Origin of the sequence: Pseudoalteromonas sp. 20-92 (assembly GCF_030847595.1) — a bacterium.
Classification (GTDB): domain Bacteria; phylum Pseudomonadota; class Gammaproteobacteria; order Enterobacterales; family Alteromonadaceae; genus Pseudoalteromonas; species Pseudoalteromonas fuliginea.
Genome location: NZ_JANJGQ010000107.1, coordinates 1 through 272 on the forward strand (window position 1 = coordinate 1; position 272 = coordinate 272).

At 43.8% G+C, this 272-nt stretch carries 1 protein-coding gene; it reads right to left on the reverse strand.

Annotated elements, in window-relative coordinates; all coding sequences use genetic code 11:
* Positions 1-272, reverse strand: a 272-nt coding sequence (locus tag NRL14_RS20950; RefSeq protein WP_306725529.1) for a transposase, incomplete at both ends; no start/stop codon positions are given.

Below are 272 nucleotides of genomic sequence, written 5' to 3' on the forward strand. Positions count from 1 at the left end.
ACTGGAGCAATGCCTGCGTATTTTTGTATGTCAGCGGCGCACTTATAGCGGTCACGATTTGACCCCATAGCGGCTAATAATCGAGGTGCTAATTGTGGGCCTGCACCGGGTAAACTATCAAAAATAGCGCGATCTGTATGTTGCTTATAAAGCGTTTTAATTTCGTCATCAAATCGTGTTATTGCCAACATCAGCTGTTTAAGTTGCGGAACGAGGCATTCAATAAGCAATAAATTTGGCGTGATCACCGCCATATCTTCGGTGAGTATTTC